This is a genomic window from Agromyces sp. GL_144 (assembly GCF_057834305.1).
On sequence record NZ_CM174399.1, the window covers coordinates 625,222 to 643,799 of the forward strand.

The window sequence follows — 18,578 nt, forward strand, 5'->3', positions numbered from 1 at the left end:
CCCCTCCCTCTCTCCACTTTCAGAATTCAGGAACGGGCTCGTCGGCCGCCCCGGAAATCCGCGGATCTCGCCGCGGCGACCCGACCATAACCACCAGATGTTCCTGAATTGTGAAGCAGGCAACACGCAGACAGAAAGCAAGGACATGGAACGCATCGACTGCGACGTCGTCATCGTCGGCGCCGGGGCCTCCGGCCTCACCGCCGCGAACAAGCTGAAGGACGCCGGCAAGTCCGTCGTCGTGCTCGAGGCTCGCGACCGCATCGGCGGCCGCCTCTGGACCGACGACATCGACGGCGCCATGCTCGAGATCGGCGGCCAGTGGGTCTCGCCCGACCAGGACGCCCTCATCGAGACCATCGACGAGCTCGGCCTCGAGACCTACTCGCGCTTCCGCGAGGGCGAGAACGTCTACATCGGCGAGGACGGCGAACGCCGCCTCTTCGAGGGCGACATCTTCCCGGTGCCGGCGAAGACCGAGGGCGAGATCGTCGGCCTCATCGAGAAGCTCGACGCGCTCGTCGCCGAGATCGACCCCGACGCCCCGTGGGTGCACCCGCGCGCGAAGGAGCTCGACGAGGTCTCGTTCGCCGAGTGGCTCGGCACGCAGACCGACGATGAGGAGGCGAAGCTCAACATCGGCATGTTCATCGCCGGTGCGATGCTCACCAAGCCCGCGCACGCGTTCTCGGCGCTGCAGGCGCTGCTCATGGCCGCCTCGGCGGGCTCGTTCTCGAACCTCGTCGACGCGGACTTCATCCTCGACAAGCGCGTCGTCGGCGGCCTGCAGCAGGTGCCGCTGCTCCTCGCCGAGAAGCTCGGCGGCGCGGTGCGCCTCGGCCAGCCGGTGCGCAAGCTCCGCTGGGCGGGCGTCGAAGGCCGGGCCGCGAACCCCGATGCGGGCGTCGTGGCCGTGACCGACGACCTCGAGGTGCACGCGAAGCGCGTGATCCTCGCGCTCGCGCCCGTGCTCATCAGCCGCATCTCGTACGAGCCGCCGCTGCCGCGCCGCCAGCACCAGCTGCACCAGCACCTCTCGATGGGCTTCGTCATCAAGGTGCACGCCGTCTACGAGACGCCGTTCTGGCGCGAGGCCGGCCTCAGCGGCACGGCATTCAGCCCGTACGAGCTCGTGCACGAGGCCTACGACAACACGAACCACGCCGACCCGCGCGGCACGCTCGTCGGCTTCGTCTCCGACGAGGAGGCCGACGGCGTCTTCACGCTCGGCGCCGAGGAGCGCAAGGAGCGCATCCTCGAGTCGCTCTCGCACTACTACGGCGAGCAGGCGAAGAACCCGGTCGTCTACTACGAGAGCGACTGGGGCTCCGAGGAGTGGACCCGCGGCGCGTACGCGGCGAGCTTCGACATGGGCGGCCTCGCCCGGTACGGCGCCGACCTGCGCACGCCCGTCGGCCCGATCCACTTCTCGTGCAGCGACATGGCCGGCAAGGGCTACCAGCACGTGGACGGCGCGATCCGCGTCGGCCGCGAGGTCGCCGCCGCCATCCTCGCGGAGGGCTGACCCGTGTCCGCGCGCTTCGTCGTCGGGTACACCGCGAACGAGCACGGCGCCGACGCTCTCGCGTTCGCGACGCGGCTCGCGACCGCGAGCGAGGCGTTGCTCGACGTCGTGATGGTGCTCCCGAGCGAGGCGCGCAACAGCACCGTGCCGTCGGATGTCGGGTACGAGCGTCACCTCAAGGCGCAGTCGCGCGCGTGGCTGACCAAGGCGTCGAAGGGCCTCGATCCGGATGTCGCGCAGTCGTTGCACGTGCGGTACGCGGAGTCGTTCGCCGAGGGGCTCATCGAGGCCGCGCACGAGTTCGGCGCCTCCCTGATCATCGTGGGCGCGGCCCGCGGCGGCATCCTGGGTCGCTCGCGCATCGGCTCGGTCGCGAACGAACTCCTGCACTCCTCGGATGTGCCGGTCGCACTCGCACCGTCGGGTTCACGTGAGCTCGCGGCATCCGCCGGCGTCTCCCGCATCACCGCGGCCGTCGGCTCGCGCCCGGGCGCGAGCGCGCTGCTCGACGAGGCCGTGCGGCTCTCGAAGGCCATGCACGCCCCGGTGCGCCTGCTCTCGCTGGTCTCGATCGACCTGCCGGCGGGCATGGACGAGGGCCTCGCCGAGCTCACGAGCACGGCCCACGCCGACGAGGTGCTCGCGGCCGCCCGCCGCGAGCTGCCGGCCGGCACCGAGGTCTCGGTCGCGGTCGCGAAGGGCGACAGCATCGAGGCCGCCGTGCGCAGCCTCGACTGGCACGAGGGCGAGGTCGTGCTCGTGGCGTCCAGCCGCCTCGCGACGCCCCACCACCTGTTCATCGGTTCGACGGCGTCGAAGATGCTCCGCGAACTGCCCGTGCCGATGATCGTCGTGCCGCGCACCTCGAGCCGGCAGCGCCCATCCACCCCGAAGGCGGCATCATGACGAACGAACCGGCAGGCGACTCGGGCGCCCCGCAGGGCGCCCCTCTCACCTCGGCGAGCGCGGCCGTCGACGGCGCGGGCGTCTCGGCAGCGGCCGCATCCGACGAGCACGGCATCACGAAGAAAGGCCTGTCGGCGGGCTCGGTCGGCCTCATCGGCGCGATCGTCATCGGCATCTCGTGCATCGCACCGGCGTACACGCTGACGGCCGCGCTCGGCCCGACGGTGTCCGAGGTGGGCGTGCAGGTGCCGGCGATCATCCTCGTCGGGTTCATCCCGATGCTGCTCGTCGCGCTCGGCTACCGCGAGCTCAACAAGCGGATGCCCGACTCGGGCACCTCGTTCACGTGGGCGACGCGCGCCTTCGGCCCGTGGATCGGCTGGATGGCCGGCTGGGGCCTCGTCGCGGCGACGATCCTCGTGCTCTCGAACCTCGCGGGCATCGCGGTGGACTTCCTGTTCCTGCTCATCGCCCAGGTCTCGGGCAACCCCGAGATCGCCGAGATCGCGACGAACCCGTTCGTCAACGTCGCGGTCTGCCTGCTGTTCATGCTCGGCGCGACGATGGTCTCGTACCGCGACATGCAGACCACGCAGAAGCTGCAGTACTGGCTCGTGGGGTTCCAGGTCGCGGTGCTCGTGACCTTCTCGGTCGCGGCGCTCGTCGAGGTCGCGAACGGCAACGCGTTCGACGCGACGCCGATCGAGCTGTCGTGGTTCAACCCGTTCGCGGTGGACTCGTTCTCGGCGTTCGCCGCGGGTCTCTCGCTCTCGATCTTCATCTTCTGGGGCTGGGATGTCACGCTCACGATGAATGAGGAGACGAAGGGCTCCGAGAAGACGCCGGGCCGTGCGGCGACCATCACCGTCGTCACGATCGTGGTGCTCTACCTGCTCATCTCGGTCTCGCTCATCGCCTTCGCGGGCGTCGGCACGGGGGAGTACGGCCTCGGCAACCCCGACATCCAGGACAACGTGTTCTTCCACCTCGCGGGCCCGATCCTGGGGCCGCTCGCAGTGCTCGTCTCGCTCGCCGTGCTGACCAGCTCGGCGTCGAGCCTGCAGTCGACGTTCGTCTCGCCCGCGCGCACCCTGCTCGCCATGGGGCACTACGGCGCGATCCCCGAGAAGTTCGCGAGCGTCAGCCCGCGCTTCTTCACTCCCGGCTACGCGACCATCGTGTCGGCGATCGTCGCCTCCGTGTTCTACGCGGTCATGCGCCTGCTGAGCGAGAACGTGCTCTGGGACACCATCACGGCCCTCGGCATGATGATCTGCTTCTACTACGGCATCACCGCGTTCGCCTGCGTGTGGTTCTTCCGCAAGGTGTGGTTCCGCTCCGTGCGCAACACGATCTACACGCTGCTGGCCCCGCTCATCGGCGGCGTCATCCTCGCCGTGCTGTTCTTCACGACGCTCTTCGACTCGATGGATCCCGAGTACGGCTCCGGCTCCTCGGTCGGCGGCGTCGGGCTCGTGTTCGTGCTCGGCATGGTCGTGCTGCTCGGCGGCGTCGGCGTGATGCTGTGGCAGTGGCGCAAGCGCCCCGCGTTCTTCCGCGGCGAGACGCTCTCGCGGGCGGTCGCCGACGAGTAGCGGTCACGCGCGCCGAGCGGATCCCTCGGGGCCGACGTCGTCGAACCGCGGCGTCGACCGCGTCAGCCGCGCTCGGCGAGCAGCCCCTCCATGAGGTCGATCTCCGAGGTCTGGCTCTTCACCACGGACGTCGCGAAGGGCACGACGAGCGCGTCCGTCGATCGCTCCAGGACGGCGTCGGCCATCTCGATCGCACCTCGGTGGTGCGCGATCATCAGCTCGAGGAAGATCCGCTCGGCATCTACTCCCGTGGCGGCTCGCAGTTCGGCGACCTGCTCCGGGGTCGCGAGGCCCGGCATGGGCCGACCTGGCTCGTGGCCTCCGTCGTCGTGCCCTTCGTGCGTCGCAGAGCCGGCCGGCGCCCGGGTCATCCAGGTCATCGACGGCTCGGCGGCCGCCTGGGGCAGCCCCCACGATCGCAGCCATCCGTACAGCTGTCCCGCCTGCTGCGATTGCGTCTGGGCGATGTCGTACGCGAGCAGGCGGATGTCGGGATCGTCGGTCTCGTCGCGGACGATCATCGCGAGCTCGGCGCCCTGGAGATGGTGCACCTGCATGTCGCGCGAGAACCCCGCCTCGGCGCTGGTATCGGTCGGCGTGGGTTCGGCGAGCGTGCTGAGCCGTCCGATCGAGAAGGCGACGAGCGCGACGACCACGAGCGCGACGGATGCCGCGATGAGCACCGCCACCCGCGCGACGGAGCCGTTCCGAGCGGTCACGAGACCTTGCCGGCCCCGTCCACGGCGCCGGTGCACGGCGCGCCGGGCTCCGGCACGTCACCGCTCTGCCAGTACTCCTCGATGAACGCCTCGATGCGCGGGTCGCCGACCTCGTCGACGGAGAGCTGCGTGTTCCATCCGCTGAGCACGATCGGCGAGGGCAGCCCCTCGAACGGCGAGAGGATCACGTAGGTCGAGGGGAGCTTCGCCCGGAGCTCGTCGACCGTCGAATCGGGCAGCGACGGGTCGTAGGTGATCCAGAGCGCCCCGTGCTCGAGCGAGTGCACGGCGTTCTCGTTCGGAACCTGCTGGGTGTAGACGCCGCAGTTCAGCCAGGCGGGGTTGTGGGGTCCGCCGACGGGAGGCGTCTGCTCGTAGTCCACGGGGCCCTCGACGTGCGCTGCCTCGTTGTCGAACGTCGCGACGCCCTCGATCTTCGCGCCGTCCCCGCCGGCCGAGTAGCTCGGCGCCTGCGGGGTCAGCACCACGGCCGTGACGACCAGGCCGACGACGACGGCGCCGCCGACGGCAGCGGACCAGATGCCGATCCGACGGTTGCGCTTCGCCCGGGCTTCGCGACGACGGTGCTCCTCCAGCTTCCTGGCGCGTTCCTCCGCCCGTTCCTGCTTGAGGCGCGTGGCCTGCTTGATCTTCGGGGGAACGGGCGGGGTCGCGCTCACGCGGTGGCCTCTCTCGAGCTGGGTGGGGGCTTTCCATCCGACCGTAGAACGCTGGGAGAATGCCCATGGCGGAGGCATCCGGGTGACCGAGTGTCGGCACGGGCGAGCGGATGCCTCGACCGGGCGTCGGCTCGACGGGTTCGATGCCGCTCGCCGGCATCGAACGACCTCAGAGGCTCGACGTCACGCCCGGTTCGGAGGAAGCGGCGATCCCCAGCATCAGCACGATGAAGAGGATGTACAGCGCGAAGCCGACGAGGTAGAGCCCGCTCAGGACGTACCCGAAGATGATGCCGATCAGGGCGGCCTGGGCGCCCTGCTCGCCTCGTTCTCTGATCTGCCGGCGAGCGATGTGCCCGCAGACGATCGCGGGGATCGCCGCGAGCAGGCCGAACATCAGTCCGCCGAGCCCCAGGCCGAGCGTCACCCAGGCCAGCACGTTCTGCGGCGCCGAGACGGGCGGCGTCCATGCGGGAAGAGCGCCGACTGGCGCGACGGCGTAGGGCGCGGTGGGCGTGGGCGTGGGCGTGGGGGCGTCCATTCGGGTCCGTTCGTGGCGGTGGAGATGCGGGTCGGATCGAATGCTACTGGGCTGCCCACTCGTGCCGATACCCGGATCTCGAGGCGCGCCGCGGAGAACAGGAGGCCCCTCCAGATGACCTCGCGGTGAGAGCCCGGCGGGCACCGACGGGTGCGCGATGCATGACCCCCGTTCGGGGGTGCGAGATCGGCGTGGGAAGCCCCTTACGGTTACGTGACGGTAGTCGGCGGGTGGGGCCGGTGTTGGTTCGATCGAGAAGGCCCGTGAAACATGTCCGATGCATCCCCCGCTCCGCTCGCCGGGCACCCGGCCGGCCAGGCCCCGCTCAGCTCTGCGGAGCATCCGCCGTATGGCACGGCGCAGGAGCCGGCGCCGCTCAACGCGATCGCCAAGCTCGCGATGGCGACGCAAGTGCTCCTGATGGTCTGCGGCGTCCTGGCCGTCGCCATCGTCGCCATCGAGACCTTCGGGATCGGTGCGATCGCCAGCTTCCTCAACGGGAATGACGCGGCCATCGACATGCTCGACGTGTACGACCGGAGCACCTCCGCGGTCTCCATCCTGTCGTCTCTCGCCGTCATCGCCGCCGGCGTGCTCTGGATGGTCTGGCAATACCGAGTCGCCAAGCAGGTCACCGGCCGTACGCGGCGCACTGCCGGCAGGCATGTCGGATCCTGGTTGATTCCCATCGTCAGCCTCTGGTTCCCCTACCAGAACATCTCGGACCTGTGGCGAGCGGTCGGGCGCACGCGGCCCTCGTGGCAGATCGTGTGGTGGTTGCTCTTCATCGCCAGCAACTTCGTCACCGGGCAGTCGACCCGCGCCTACCTGGCCGCCGAGGACCTCGAGCAGTTCCGGGTCGCCATGTGGATGAGCCTCGTGGGCGCGACCCTCCTCCTGGCGGCCGCGCCGCTGGCATGGCTGATCGTCCGCGGGATCACGCAGGGCGTCCTGCAGCGCTCCACGGCCCCGGACGCCTCGGAGCCGGCGATGCCCGTCGAGCGAGCGGTTCTCTGAGCTGACGTTTCCGTTCGTGCCGAACGTGCCCGCTCGAGCAGGGACACTCGGCGCGAACGGAAACACCGGTCGCAGGGCTCACTCCCAGGGCGTCGGCGCCGCCCCGGTGCACATCGCGTAGGTGGCATCCGCCGCGACCTTGGCCTGTGCCGGGTCGGCGCCGCCCGCGGCCCGCGCGTCGCCCCAGCTGTCTGCGCTGCCGCGCATGAAGGCGAGGCCCTCGTCGCCCGAGAGCCACTCGGCGGCGTTCTCGGGCTTCACCTCGCCGGTCGTGAGGTGCAGCGCGAGGCCGAGCAGGTCAAGACTGACGTTCGAGCGGATGCCGCAGCGCCGGCGCCGCGCGGCCGGGGAGTCCTGCCCATGGCCCGCGCCCGGCATCGCCAATAGGTTCAGGGTGCTGCGCCGACTCGACCCCTACGGAAGGACGACCCATGCAGACCCGCAACCACGAATCACCACCGAGCACGCCAAGACGGCTGCTCGCCGCCGTCGGCGTCGTCGCGATGGCGTTCGGCCTCGCCGGCCTCGGCTCGCCCGCGTACGCGGCCGAGCCCGAGCCCGAGCCGACCGGTTCCATCGCGGGTGTCGTGACCGGCGAGGCCGGCACTCCGCTCGAGGGCGTGGGCGTGCAGGTGTTCTTCTGCGAGCCCGAGTTCGACCCGCTCCAGCAGCGCGACTGCTGGACGCTGCTCTGGGGCGAGGGCAAGGATGCGCACACCGCGGCCGACGGCTCGTTCTCGATCGACGGGCTCGAGCCGGGCACCTATCGTGCGGCGATCAACCCGCAGCAGGGCACCGCGCAGTACGTCCGCGAGTACTGGGATGCCACCGACGTCTTCGAGGAGGCGATCGACCTCGCGGTCGTCGCCGGAGCGGCGACCGTCATCGAGCCCACGCTCGAGGTGGGCGCGACCGTGTCCGGAGTCGTCGTCGACGAAGCCGGCGAGCCGGTCTCGGGCGGGTTCGTCTACGCCTATCTCACGGGCGACCTGAACAGCACCCGTGGTGGCGCGTCGATCGCCGCCGACGGCACGTACACGATCCCCGGGCTGCCCGCTGGCGAGTACGTGCTCAAGGCCGGTCCGGGCTGGGGCGACGAGTCCGACCTCGTCGACGAGTACTGGCAGGACGCACCCGACCTCGACAGCGCGACGCGCCTCGAGCTCACCCTGGGTCAGTCGGTCACGGCCGACTTCGAGCTGAACGACGGTGCCGTCGTCGAAGGCACCGTCTCCGCCGAGGGCGCTCCGGTCGAGGGCGTCGAGGTCGCCGCGACCTATGCCGGTCCGTCCGACCAATGGGTCGAGACGGCGACGGCGGTGACCGGTGCCGACGGCACGTACCGCATCTCCGGCCTCCAGCAGGGCGACTACGTCGTCGACTTCTCGGACTTCGACGGCGAGTGGGCGCACCAGTACTGGCAGGGCACGGCCGACCGCTCGGCCGCGACGACGCTCGCCCTCACGCCGGGTGACCTCGCCGACGGCGTCGACGCCGACCTGACCGCCGGCGGCGGCATCTCCGGCGTGCTCACCGAGAACGCCGACGGCGATTCCGCGCCGGCGTCGCGCGCGTACTTCGACGTGCTGCGCAAGAACGCCGAGGGCGCCTGGGAGAAGGTCGCCTCCGAGAGCGCAGATGAGACCGGTGCATACGAGGTCTCGGGCCTGGCTCCCGGCGAGTACACCGTGCTCTCGTACGGCTCCTCGAGCGCGGACTGGGCCTGGACCTACCTCGGCGGCGTCTACTTCACGGACGAGGCTGCGGCGGTCGAGGTCGCCGCATCGGCCGTCACGGCCGGCGTCGATGTCGAGACGGCTCCCGGCGTGCGCATCGCCGGTTCGGTGATCGACGAGCACGGCGGCCCGGCCGCCGGAGTCTCGACGCGGTTCCTCTACGAGCGGGCGCCAGGGGTCTGGGCCCAGCCCGAGCAGTACGGCGGCGCCGGAGACGACATCTCGTTCCGCGTCGGCGGCCTGCCGCCGGGCGACTACGTCGTCGAGTTCGCCGACCGCAGCGGTGCCGAAGATCCCTACGTCACCCAGTACTGGGAGAACGCCCCCACCCAGGCCGAGGCGACCGTGCTCGAGGCGCCGAACGGCGGCAGCTTCACCGACGTCAACGCCGTCATGACGCGCACCGCCGTGGAGCCGGAGCCCGAGCCCGCCGTGACGCCGACCATCGACGGCGTCGCGCAGGTCGGCCAGGCGCTCGTCGCGGACTCCGGCGACTGGGGCGCCGACGCCGAGCTCGCCTACCAGTGGCTCGCCGGCGGCGAGCCCGTCGACGGCGCGACCGACGCGGAGTTCACCCCGGCCGACGACCTCGTCGGTGCGACGCTCGCGGTGGCGGTCACCGGCACCCGTCCGGGAGCGGAGCCCCTCTCGGCGACGTCCGTGCCGACCGCGGCCGTGCTGCCCCGCTTCGCGGACCCGAACACGAGCGGCGCGCACGCGGCGAACGTGCGGTGGGCGGGCGCCAACGGCGTCATCGACGGCATCCGCGGCGACGACGGCATCGTGCGCTACGACGGAACCGCCCGTGCGACGCGCGGCGTGGCGGCGATCGCGCTCTACCGCCTCGCGGGCTCGCCCGAGTTCGAACTGCCCGCCACGCCGACGTTCACCGACGTCCCGGCGGACCACGAGGCGTACCGGGCGGTCGAATACCTCGCGAGCATCGGCGTCGTGGCGAAGAAGGCGACGTTCGGTCCCGGCGACGCGCTGCAGCGCCAGCACCTCGCCACGTTCCTGCACCGGTCGTCGGCGCCGTCGTTCACGCCGCCGACGAGCCCGACCTTCAGCGACGTGCCGAAGACCTCGGCGTACTTCACGGCGATCGAGTGGGTCGCCTCCGAGGGCCTCACCTCGGTGAGCGGCACGTTCCGTCCGGCCGCGACCACGTCGCGCGCCGAGCTCGCGACCTTCCTCAACCGCTGGCAGGCGCTGTGACGCGTTCCGGTCGCCGAACGCGCTGACCGGCCGGGTCGAACGAACGAATCGAGCCGAGCGGATGCCTCGCCACGGGGCATCCGCTCGGCTCGTCGCCTTCTCGGCGTCGCCGACGCGACGTGCTACGCCGCGGCATCCCCCTCGGCGGCGTCGGCCTCGAACACGACGTCGCCCGCGACGACCGTGCGGATGACCCGCGCCGTGAGCAGGGCCTCGTCGCCCGACTCGAACGGATCGACGTCGAGCACGGCGAAGTCCGCGGCGAGTCCGGCCACGAGGCGTCCGCGCGCGTCGCCGTCGCCGCAGGACGCGGCGGCGTCGCGGGTCGCGTGCCCGATGGCCTCGGCGAGGGGCAGCGCGAACCCGGGATCGGCCGGCGGGAACGACGGGTCGAGCGCCGACTTGCGCGTGGCCGCCACGTACATGTTGTGCAGGGCCTCGTGCGGCGCGGTCGGGGCATCCGTCGAGAAGGCCAGCAGGGCGCCCGCGTCGACGTACTCGGGCCAGGCGAAGCCACGGTCGGCACGATCGTCGCCGAGCATCGCGATCCAGTTGTCGGAGATCGCCGGATCGGCGTGCACGGGCTGCATCGACGCGGTCACGCCGAGGCGCGACATCCGCTCGGCCGTTCCCGGCGCGGCGTACTCGAGGTGCTCGATGCGGTGCAGGCGGGGCCGTTCCCCGTTCACCGCGATCGCGTGTTCGATCGCGTCGAGCGCGATCTCGCTGGCGTAGTCGCCGATGGCGTGCTGGGCGACCTGCAGGCCCGCGGCGTCGGCGGCCGCGACCACGGGCTTCAGCGCGTCGAGCGGCCAGATCGGCTCGGCGTTCGACCCGTCGGCGTACGGATGCCGCATCGCGGCCGTGCACGCGTCGATCACGCCGTCGAGCACGAGCTTGATGCCGACGATGCGCAGCCACGGCGCCGCGGGGGCGTCGGCCGTCTCGGCGGCGAGGTCGGCGGCGACCTGCGCCGCGTGCTCGACCTGTGCGAGGTTCGCGGCCTCGTCGCCGGTGTTCGCGACGAACCAGTGCGCGGCGACGCGGATCGGCAGGGTGCCGCCGCGACGATCGGCCGCGCGCCGGAATGCGGCGAGGCCGAGCTCGTCGAACGCCATGTCGACGACGCCCGTGACCCCCGTGGCGACGTACGCGTCGATCGTGCGCTCGACGGCGGCATCGCGGTCGGCGTCGGTCGTGGCGTTCGCGAGGTGGTCCCAGACGAACTGCTGGGCGGCGGTCTCGTAGAGCATGCCGTCGGCCTCGCCGTCGGCGCCGCGGCTGATGCGTCCGCCGATCGGGTCGGGGGTGTCGCGCGTGATGCCGAGCTCGGCCAGCGCCGCGGAGTTCACCCAGCAGGAGTGGTAGTCGTTCGCGTCGAGGTAGACGGGCACGTCGGCGACCGCCGCGTCGAGCATGGCCGCGGTCGGGGCGCCGGGCACCGAGTCGAAGAGCCAGCCGCGGCCGAGCACGCGCGGTGCGCCTGGGTCGGCGGCCCTTGCGGCGCGCAGGCGCGACTGGATCTCCTCGAGCGTGCGGGCGTCCGTGAGCCCGACGCGTCCGAGGGCGTCGCCCATCATCACGAGGTGGGTGTGCGCATCGGTGAAGCCGGGCAGCACGAGCCGGCCGCCGAGGTCGATGCTCGCGGCATCCGCCCCGGCCGCCTCGACCGCCCCCGCCTCGTCGCCGACGTGGGCGAGCGCGTCACCGTCGACGACGAGGGCCTCGGCCCAGGGTGCGGCGGGCTCCGCCGTGAAGATGCGGGCGTTGCGGTAGAGGGTGCGGGTCATGCGGAGACCTCCTCGGTGTCGGATGCGGCGTCGGTCGCCGTGTCGGCTGCTGCCTGCGACGCGCCCTGCGACGCGAGCGCCTCGGCGGCGACCCCGCGCTCGTGCCGCGTCGAGACATGCGCCGCGAAGGCGGCCGGCACGGCGAGCACGAAGCTCGCGATGCCGAGCACGACGGTGAAGCCCTGGTAGCCGAACGCCTGCGCGATCGCGGCGCCGATGACGGGCGTGAGCGCGGAGCCCACGAGATAGACGGCGAGCAGCGGGCCCGACCAGCGCCCGTCGACGTCGAGCGCGGCCGAGGTCGAGACGAAGTACATGAACGCGATCGCGTAGACGGTGTTCCACGCGATGAACACGACGATGAACGAGGTCTGGTCGGTCGTGAATCCCTCGACGATCTTCAGGGCGCCGCCGAGCACGAGCAGCACGACGAGCGGCACGGTGCGGCCGAGGCGGTTGCCGACGATCATGAGCAGGATCGACCCGACGAGCCCGCCGGCCGTGGCGCCGCTGAGCGCGAGGCCGAGGCCCTCCGGCGTGAGTGCGGCCTGCTCGGCGCCCATGACGCCCGCCATGGCCCAGAGCGAGTCCTCGCTGACGGCCCAGAGGGCGAAGGTCACGAGCAGCACGAACCCGGCGATCGTCGTGATGCGGGCAGGGCGAGCGGATGCCGCGGCGCGGGCCCTCATCGCCGGGATGGCCGAGGTCTCGGGCACCTCGACCGGCACGGCCTCGGCGATGCCCGCGCCGGCCTGCGGGGCGAGCACCGGCGCTGCGGGCAGCCAACCGCTCACCGCGAGGGCGATCACCGCGAACAGCGCGAGCGAGCCGAACACCTCGATCGGGGCGAGGCCGATGAGCGGGATGACGGCGAGGATCACGGTGACGATCGCCCGGTTCGCGAGGCCGTTGAAGCCGGCGACGCGGTCGGGATTCGTGAACGCGGCGATCGCGGCGCCGGCCGAGGCGACCGCACCGCCCGCGCCGATGCCGCCGAGGATGAGGCCGGCGACGACGAGGCCGGGCACTGAGACGAGTGCGGCGGTGCCGAAGCCGAGCACGGCCGCGGCGAGGCCGATGCGGGCCACCGCGAGGCGGCGAGGGCCGGCGCAGAGCGGGGCGATCGCGAGGCCGGTGATCGCGGTGGCGAGCAGGGTCGCCGTCACGATCCAGCTCGCAGTGAGCACGTCGCTGCCGAGCGCCTCCTGCAGCGCGGTGATCATGTACGGCGAGAGGTTGACGCCGAGGTAGCCGGCGATGCCGATGGTGAAGGTGGCGGTCGCCGTGGGCACGCGCAGGGGCACGCGGGCGGCGAGGTCGAGATCGGTCATGGTCGTTCTCCGAATGGGGGAGGGCACGTCGTCGTGCGGGTGGAGGATCGCGCCGGTGGTGGGTGTCGCCGGGCGTTTAGCGAATGGTGTTCGTTTATTATGCATACGAGGGCTGCCTCTGGGAAGGGGTCTAGCCTGATCCGGGACATCCGGCACGCGACATCCGACGGAGGACGAGACCATGGCCAGACCCAAGGTGCCGCTGCTCTCGGTCGAGCGCATCGCGGATGCCGCGCTCGACCTCGTCGACTCGGGGGAGCCGTTCGGCGTCAACGCGCTCGCGCGAAAGCTCGGCGTGACCCCGTCGTCGCTGTACAACCACGTCGACGGACGCGACGGCATCATCGAGCTCATGCGCGGGCGCTTCGGCGCCGAGGCAGGCGCGCAGTCGCACGACGGGGCTTGGGACGAGGTCGTCGCCGAGACGCTCCGGTCGCAGCGACGCATGTACGCGCGGCATCCGAACCTCGTGCCCCTCATGGTCGGCAAGACGATCACCGACCCGTTCGTCATCGAGAGCTACGACCGCCTCGCCTCGGTGCTGCTCGAGGCCGGATTCCCCGACGACGAGGTGCTGCGCGTCATCGCGATCCTCGACGCCTTCGCGATCGGCATGGGCCTCGACCTCGCCTCGCCCGAGCAGATCTGGAGCCCGCAGGGCGAGACCGCGACGCTCGGGCGCCTCATCGCCGAGGCGCCGCAGGGCGACGAGCGCTCCGACCGCGCCTTCGAGCTCGGCCTCGAGTTGCTGCTCGACTCGCTGCGCCTGCGGCTCGCGCGGCACCTCGGCTGACCTCGCCGCCGGCCGCGGCCTCGCCCGGCGCGCGTGACGACCTTTCGCGGGCAGACGACCTTTGCGCGGGAGGCGCGGACCGTCGCTCGCCGCCAGAACGTCGTCACGCGAATCCGGGCGACGTGTAGCGTCGGCGCAGGGGATCTCCGCGGTGCGGATGAAGGTGCAGGGTGAAGGGGGACGGGCCATGACGAGCACGCGCCCGCCCACGGTGCACCTCGGCACGGGCAGCCTCGCGGCGGTCGTCGTCGGCTCGATGGTCGGCGCGGGCGTGTTCTCGCTGCCGGGCCAGTTCGCCGAGAACACGGGCGTGTTCGGCGCCCTCATCGCCTGGCTCATCGCCGGCACGGGCATGCTCATGCTCGCGTTCGCGTTCCAGGCGCTCGCGAACCGCAAGCCGCACCTCGACGCGGGCGTGTACTCCTACGCGAAGACCGGGTTCGGCGACCTGCTCGGCTTCTTCTCCGCGTTCGGGTACTGGGCGAGCGCCTGCGTCGGCAACGTCACCTATTGGGTGCTCATCATGTCGACGCTCGGCGCGTGGATTCCCGCGCTCGGCGCCGGCGACACGATCCCGGCCATGCTCGCGGCATCCGCCGGCCTATGGGTCACCTTCCTGCTCGTGCGCAGGGGCGTGCGCGAGGCCGCCGCCGTCAACCGCATCGTGACGATCGCCAAGCTCGTGCCGATCGTCGTGTTCATCGTCATCGCGCTCACCGTGCTGAAGCCCGACGTGTTCGCCGCGAACCTGCTCGGCGCGCCCGATGCGGGGCCGCTGCTCGACCAGGTGCGCGGCACGATGCTCGTGACGGTCTTCGCATTCCTCGGCGTCGAGGGCGCGAGCGTCTACTCGCGGCATGCACGAAGGCGAGCGGATGTCGGTCGGGCGACCGTGCTCGGGTTCCTGTCGGTGCTCGCCGTGTTCGCCTCGGTCACGATCGTCTCGTACGGCGTGCTGCCCGCGGCCGAGATCGCCGCCCTGCGCCAGCCGTCGATGGCGGGCGTGCTCGAGGCGGCCGTCGGCCCGTGGGGAACGGTCTTCGTGAGCATCGGGCTCATCGTCGCCGTGCTCGGCGCCTACCTCGCCTGGACCCTCATGGCCGCCGAGGTCGTGTTCACCGCCGCGCGCGACGGCGACTTCCCGCGCGTCTTCGCCCGCAAGAGCACGCGCGACGTGCCCACGACCGCGCTGCTCTGGTCGACGATCTTCGCCCAGGTCGTGCTCGCGGTCGCCTACTTCTCGGCCGACGCGTTCGGCTTCGCGCTCGACCTCACGAGCGCGCTCGCCCTGCTGCCGCTGCTGTTCGCGGCCGGGTACCTGCTGAAGATCGCCATTCGCTCCGACGGCTACGGTCCGGATGCCGCGGCCCGCCGCTCGCGCGTGCTCGAACTCGTGATCGGGGCGGTGGCGACCGCGTACGTCGTCTTCCTGCTGCTCGGTGCCGGCCTCGAGCTGCTCTTCATCTCGCTCATCGTGCAGGCGCCGGCGACGCTGCTCTACTTCGTCGCCCGCCGCGAGAACCATCGCCCCCTCATCGCCTCGGGCTGGGACGTCGTCGTGCTGGTCGTCGCCTTCGGCGGGGCGATCGCTGCCGTGGTCGCGCTCGCCACCGGCTGGGTCGGCATCTGAGCTCCGACCGGCAGACGACCGGTCGCGGCATCCGCTCGCCGTCCGCCGTTCGCCGTTCGGTTGGTCGTGGCTCGGGGCGTATCGAGACCGTCACCGCCACGAGTTGCAGGAAGAATGACCGACACGCCGACCATCCGGGTGGGCCCGTCCGCGCGTCGCCCGAATTCTTCCTGCATCTCGTCCTCTTCGTCGGGGCATCGGTGGATTTCCGGTCGGCCTCTGGCGGTTCCGATGGCCCATCCACTCGCCGAATAGACTGGCCGGGTGCCAGTGAATCCCGAGCTGCAGGGGCGGGTCTTCCCGCCGGCCGAGCCCTACCTCGTCGGTCGCGAGAAGGTGCGCGAGTTCGCGCGCGCCGTCTTCGCGACGAATCCGATCAACCTCGATGTCGAGGCCGCGCGGGCTGCGGGCTACGCCGACGTCGTCGCGCCGCCGACGTTCGCGGTCGTCGTGCAGGAGCACACGCTCGCGCAGCTGCTCGCCGAACCCGACGCGGGCATCGACTTCTCGCGCGTCGTGCACGGCGACCAGCGCTTCACGTCGACCCGGCCGATCGTCGCGGGCGACCTGCTCACGGCGACCCTCACGGTCGCGAGCGTGAAGACGCTCGGCCCCCACTCGATGGTGACGGCCGAGACCTCGGTGACCGATGCGGCGGGCGAGCACGTCGTGACGGCGATCTCGACGCTCGTGGTGCGAGGTGATGAGTGATGGCCGCCGTGTCCGCGTCCGCGCCCGTGTTCGATGAGCTCGCCGTCGGCGACGTCGTGGCCGAGCGTTCGTTCGAGCTCACGCGCGACTCGCTCGTGCGCTACGCCGGGGCATCCGGCGACTTCAACCCGATCCACTACCGTGACGACGTCGCGGCGTCCGTGGGCCTGCCCGGCGTACTCGCGCACGGCATGCTCACCATGGGCTTCGCCGTGCAGCCGGTCGTCGACTGGGCGGGCGACCCCGGCCGCATCGCCGACTACCAGGTGCGCTTCACGCGCCCCGTCGTGGTCGACCCGGCCGACGGCGCCACCGTCACGGTCAGCGCGAAGGTCGGCCAGCTCGACGCCGAGGCCCGTGTCGCCCGCATCGACCTCACCGTGAAGCTCGGCGACGACACGGTGCTCGGCAAGGCGCAGGTCCGCGTCGCACTCGGCTGACGTGGGCGCGACCGACATGAGCGCGATCGACTCCGGCACGACCGACCCGGCCCCGCCGCGAGCGCCCGAGCCGACGTTCGCCGACCTCACCACGCTCCGGGTCGGCGGGCCCATGCGGCGACTCGTGGCCGCGACGACCCAGCGCGATCTCGTCGACCTCGCCCTCGAGGCGTGGAGCGACGGCGAACCCTGGATGGCACTCGGCGGCGGCTCGAACCTGCTCGTCGGCGACGAGGGGTTCGACGGCACGGTCATCCGCATCCGCACGCGCGGCATCGAGGTGCTGCCGGGCGTCGACGACGATACTGCCGAAGATGCCGGCGCCGGACGCCAGGCCGTGCGCATCCGCGTGCAGGCCGGCGAGGTCTGGGACGACCTCGTCGCCTGGACCGTCGAACGCGGCTACGCGGGCATCGAGGCACTGTCGGGCATTCCCGGATGCGTCGGCGCGGCGCCCGTGCAGAACATCGGCGCCTACGGGCAGGAGCTCGAGACCACGCTCGTCGCGATCGAGTTCCTCGACGAGGGAGCCGATACCCCCCGCCGCATGACGGCGGCCGAGCTCGAGCTCGGCTACCGCACCTCGGTGCTGAAGCAGGGGCTCGCGGGCATCGTGGTGTCGATCGAGCTCGAGCTGCACGACACCGCGGCCGAGCGCGCCGTGCTCGGCGAGACGCTCAGCCGCCCGGTCGCGTACCCGCAGCTCGCGGGCGCACTTCAGGTCGACGTGGGCGACCGCGTGCCGCTCGCCCGTGTGCGCGAGAGCGTGCTCGCGCTGCGCGCCTCGAAGGGCATGGTGCTCGACCCCGCCGACCCCGACACGTTCAGCGCCGGATCCTTCTTCACGAATCCGATCGTGAGCGAGCACCTGGCCCGCTCGTTGCCGGGGGATGCGCCGCGCTGGTACGTCGAGTCCGACCCGGTCGACGAGGTCGTGCCGCTCGACAGCGGCCTCGAGGAGTCGCCGCTCGACCAGTTCCTCGCGCACCAGGCCTCGCTCGAGGCATCCGACACGGTGACGGATGCCGCGCCTCCGCGCACGCTCGTGAAGCTGTCGGCGGCGTGGCTCATCGAGCGCGCCGGCGTCTCCCGCGGATTCCGCCTGCCCGGATCCCGCGCCGCCGTCTCGTCGAAGCACACGCTCGCGCTCACCAACCGCGGGGGAGCCTCGGCAGAGGAGGTCGCCCAGCTCGCCCGCTTCGTGCAGTCGCGCGTGCAGGCCGAGTTCGGCATCCTGTTGCATCCCGAGCCGGTCGTCGTCGGCCTCGAGCTCTAGCACCGCGGCCGGTCGAGTGGGCCGGTCGAGCAGGCCGGTCGAGTAGGCGCGCCAGGGCCGTATCGAGACCCATCGCGATCGGGCCTCGATACGCTTCTTGGTCTCGATCCGCTTCGCTACTCGACCCGAGCCTCGACCCGACCCTTGACCGGGGATGGGCGTCGCTAGATCTCGCCGCGCGTGCTGCGCGAGTCGCCGTGATGCCGCGACGGGCGCTCCGGAGTTGCGAGTTCAGCGCCGCGGGAGCGGGTGCGTTCGCCGCGGCGGATGAGTCCCACGATGCCGAAGAGTGCGACGACGACGCCCACGACGATGAGCGCGTAGAGCCCGGCCGCGAACGGGTTCAGGTTCATGAGCCACGTGTCGGCGGCGTCGCGGCGCTCGGGGTCGACGATGATCCAGAGGGTCACCGCGGCGATCGTCGCGAAGATCAGCGCCCAGACGAGGGCGCCCCAGCGAATCGTCGGTCGCGGTGCAGCAGGCGGCGTTGCGGGCGCGCTCTGGGCGAGCCCGGCGGATGCCACGGGGCCGGCCGGCGGGAACACCTCGGTCGCGGCATCCGCGGCCGGTGCAGGCGGCGGGACCAGCGGGGTCGTGGCCGCCGCTGCCGGCGCGAGGGGAGTGAGGCGTTCGGTCGGGCCGGTCGTGTCGCGTGCGTCTGACATGTGTTCGC

General features: G+C 71.7%; 17 protein-coding genes. 10 read left to right on the plus strand and 7 right to left on the minus strand.

The genetic code is table 11. The features are described from left to right. Positions 1–145 precede the first annotated feature (145 nt). The 3 genes from AC3IPY_RS02715 to AC3IPY_RS02725 are packed head-to-tail and all read left to right on the plus strand — an operon-like array spanning position 146 to position 4,026. Positions 146–1,525 (plus strand): flavin monoamine oxidase family protein, encoded by a 1,380-nt coding sequence (locus tag AC3IPY_RS02715; protein ID WP_489186492.1) that lies wholly within the window; start codon positions 146–148, stop codon positions 1,523–1,525. Positions 1,526–1,528: 3 nt separating this feature from the next. Then, on the plus strand, positions 1,529–2,431 hold the full coding sequence (locus AC3IPY_RS02720) for a universal stress protein (RefSeq protein ID WP_489186494.1): 903 nt from the start codon (positions 1,529–1,531) through the stop codon (positions 2,429–2,431). Next, positions 2,428–4,026, plus strand: a complete 1,599-nt coding sequence (locus AC3IPY_RS02725; protein ID WP_489186496.1) for an APC family permease — start codon at positions 2,428–2,430, stop codon at positions 4,024–4,026. Before AC3IPY_RS02720 ends, AC3IPY_RS02725 begins: the two co-directional genes overlap by 4 nt. Positions 4,027–4,088: 62 nt before the next feature. Here the strand turns inward: AC3IPY_RS02725 and AC3IPY_RS02730 are convergent, their stop codons facing one another. From AC3IPY_RS02730 to AC3IPY_RS02740, 3 genes are all read right to left on the minus strand, one after another. Beyond that, positions 4,089–4,745, minus strand: coding sequence for a DUF305 domain-containing protein (locus tag AC3IPY_RS02730; protein ID WP_489186498.1), 657 nt, complete (start codon positions 4,743–4,745; stop codon positions 4,089–4,091). Further along, positions 4,742–5,425, minus strand: a complete 684-nt coding sequence (locus AC3IPY_RS02735) for a thioredoxin-like domain-containing protein (RefSeq protein WP_489186499.1) — start codon at positions 5,423–5,425, stop codon at positions 4,742–4,744. Before AC3IPY_RS02735 ends, AC3IPY_RS02730 begins: the two co-directional genes overlap by 4 nt. A gap of 169 nt (positions 5,426–5,594) precedes the next feature. Beyond that, positions 5,595–5,966, minus strand: a complete 372-nt coding sequence (locus AC3IPY_RS02740) for a DUF4190 domain-containing protein (protein WP_489186501.1) — start codon at positions 5,964–5,966, stop codon at positions 5,595–5,597. Positions 5,967–6,365: 399 nt separating this feature from the next. Here AC3IPY_RS02740 and AC3IPY_RS02745 point away from each other — a divergent pair, with 399 nt between their 5' ends. Then, entirely contained in the window at positions 6,366–6,983 is a 618-nt protein-coding gene (locus tag AC3IPY_RS02745) for a DUF4328 domain-containing protein (RefSeq protein WP_489186503.1), read from the plus strand. A gap of 78 nt (positions 6,984–7,061) precedes the next feature. Here the strand turns inward: AC3IPY_RS02745 and AC3IPY_RS02750 are convergent, their stop codons facing one another. Then, complete coding sequence (locus AC3IPY_RS02750) at positions 7,062–7,361, minus strand: hypothetical protein (RefSeq protein ID WP_489186505.1); 300 nt, start codon at positions 7,359–7,361, stop codon at positions 7,062–7,064. A 53-nt stretch (positions 7,362–7,414) separates the two neighbouring features. Here AC3IPY_RS02750 and AC3IPY_RS02755 point away from each other — a divergent pair, with 53 nt between their 5' ends. Then, entirely contained in the window at positions 7,415–9,934 is a 2,520-nt protein-coding gene (locus AC3IPY_RS02755; protein ID WP_489186506.1) for a carboxypeptidase regulatory-like domain-containing protein, read from the plus strand. Positions 9,935–10,056: 122 nt separating this feature from the next. On the opposite strand, the gene AC3IPY_RS02760 is transcribed toward AC3IPY_RS02755, so the two are convergent. Together AC3IPY_RS02760 and AC3IPY_RS02765 are read right to left on the minus strand one after the other, a co-directional pair. Beyond that, positions 10,057–11,724 carry an amidohydrolase gene (locus tag AC3IPY_RS02760; RefSeq protein ID WP_489186507.1) on the minus strand — a complete coding sequence of 556 codons (1,668 nt, stop codon included), beginning with the start codon at positions 11,722–11,724 and terminating at the stop codon, positions 10,057–10,059. Next, complete coding sequence (locus AC3IPY_RS02765) at positions 11,721–13,055, minus strand: MFS transporter (protein WP_489186509.1); 1,335 nt, start codon at positions 13,053–13,055, stop codon at positions 11,721–11,723. The genes AC3IPY_RS02760 and AC3IPY_RS02765 overlap by 4 nt, the downstream gene beginning before the upstream one ends. Before the next feature lie 181 nt (positions 13,056–13,236). On the opposite strand from AC3IPY_RS02765, the gene AC3IPY_RS02770 reads away from it, so the two are divergent. From AC3IPY_RS02770 to AC3IPY_RS02790, 5 genes are all read left to right on the plus strand, one after another. Next, positions 13,237–13,848 (plus strand): TetR/AcrR family transcriptional regulator, encoded by a 612-nt coding sequence (locus tag AC3IPY_RS02770; RefSeq protein ID WP_489186510.1) that lies wholly within the window; start codon positions 13,237–13,239, stop codon positions 13,846–13,848. Between the two features lie 187 nt (positions 13,849–14,035). Then, the gene (locus tag AC3IPY_RS02775; protein WP_489186511.1) at positions 14,036–15,478 is read left to right on the plus strand and encodes a basic amino acid/polyamine antiporter; all 1,443 of its coding nucleotides are present in this window, start codon (positions 14,036–14,038) and stop codon (positions 15,476–15,478) included. 264 nt (positions 15,479–15,742) lie between these two features. Further along, on the plus strand, positions 15,743–16,189 hold the full coding sequence (locus tag AC3IPY_RS02780) for an FAS1-like dehydratase domain-containing protein (protein ID WP_489186512.1): 447 nt from the start codon (positions 15,743–15,745) through the stop codon (positions 16,187–16,189). Next, positions 16,189–16,629: a MaoC family dehydratase gene (locus AC3IPY_RS02785; RefSeq protein WP_489186513.1), complete on the plus strand. Its 441-nt coding sequence runs from the start codon at positions 16,189–16,191 to the stop codon at positions 16,627–16,629. The genes AC3IPY_RS02780 and AC3IPY_RS02785 overlap by 1 nt, the downstream gene beginning before the upstream one ends. A 16-nt stretch (positions 16,630–16,645) precedes the next feature. Further along, entirely contained in the window at positions 16,646–17,905 is a 1,260-nt protein-coding gene (locus AC3IPY_RS02790; RefSeq protein ID WP_489186514.1) for a UDP-N-acetylmuramate dehydrogenase, read from the plus strand. A gap of 164 nt (positions 17,906–18,069) precedes the next feature. On the opposite strand, the gene AC3IPY_RS02795 is transcribed toward AC3IPY_RS02790, so the two are convergent. Next, positions 18,070–18,570, minus strand: a complete 501-nt coding sequence (locus AC3IPY_RS02795; RefSeq protein WP_489186516.1) for a hypothetical protein — start codon at positions 18,568–18,570, stop codon at positions 18,070–18,072. Between the last annotated feature and the right edge of the window lie 8 nt (positions 18,571–18,578).

Coding starts and splice junctions, on each gene's coding strand:
- AC3IPY_RS02715 (WP_489186492.1), top strand. CDS start 146: ATGGAACGCATCGACTGCGACGTCGTCATCGTCGGCGCCGGGGCCTCC.
- AC3IPY_RS02725 (WP_489186496.1), top strand. CDS start 2,428: ATGACGAACGAACCGGCAGGCGACTCGGGCGCCCCGCAGGGCGCCCCT.
- AC3IPY_RS02740 (WP_489186501.1), bottom strand. CDS start 5,966: ATGGACGCCCCCACGCCCACGCCCACGCCCACCGCGCCCTACGCCGTC.
- AC3IPY_RS02745 (WP_489186503.1), top strand. CDS start 6,366: ATGGCGACGCAAGTGCTCCTGATGGTCTGCGGCGTCCTGGCCGTCGCC.
- AC3IPY_RS02750 (WP_489186505.1), bottom strand. CDS start 7,361: ATGCCGGGCGCGGGCCATGGGCAGGACTCCCCGGCCGCGCGGCGCCGG.
- AC3IPY_RS02755 (WP_489186506.1), top strand. CDS start 7,415: ATGCAGACCCGCAACCACGAATCACCACCGAGCACGCCAAGACGGCTG.
- AC3IPY_RS02760 (WP_489186507.1), bottom strand. CDS start 11,724: ATGACCCGCACCCTCTACCGCAACGCCCGCATCTTCACGGCGGAGCCC.
- AC3IPY_RS02765 (WP_489186509.1), bottom strand. CDS start 13,055: ATGACCGATCTCGACCTCGCCGCCCGCGTGCCCCTGCGCGTGCCCACG.
- AC3IPY_RS02770 (WP_489186510.1), top strand. CDS start 13,237: ATGGCCAGACCCAAGGTGCCGCTGCTCTCGGTCGAGCGCATCGCGGAT.
- AC3IPY_RS02775 (WP_489186511.1), top strand. CDS start 14,036: ATGACGAGCACGCGCCCGCCCACGGTGCACCTCGGCACGGGCAGCCTC.
- AC3IPY_RS02785 (WP_489186513.1), top strand. CDS start 16,189: ATGGCCGCCGTGTCCGCGTCCGCGCCCGTGTTCGATGAGCTCGCCGTC.
- AC3IPY_RS02790 (WP_489186514.1), top strand. CDS start 16,646: ATGAGCGCGATCGACTCCGGCACGACCGACCCGGCCCCGCCGCGAGCG.
- AC3IPY_RS02795 (WP_489186516.1), bottom strand. CDS start 18,570: ATGTCAGACGCACGCGACACGACCGGCCCGACCGAACGCCTCACTCCC.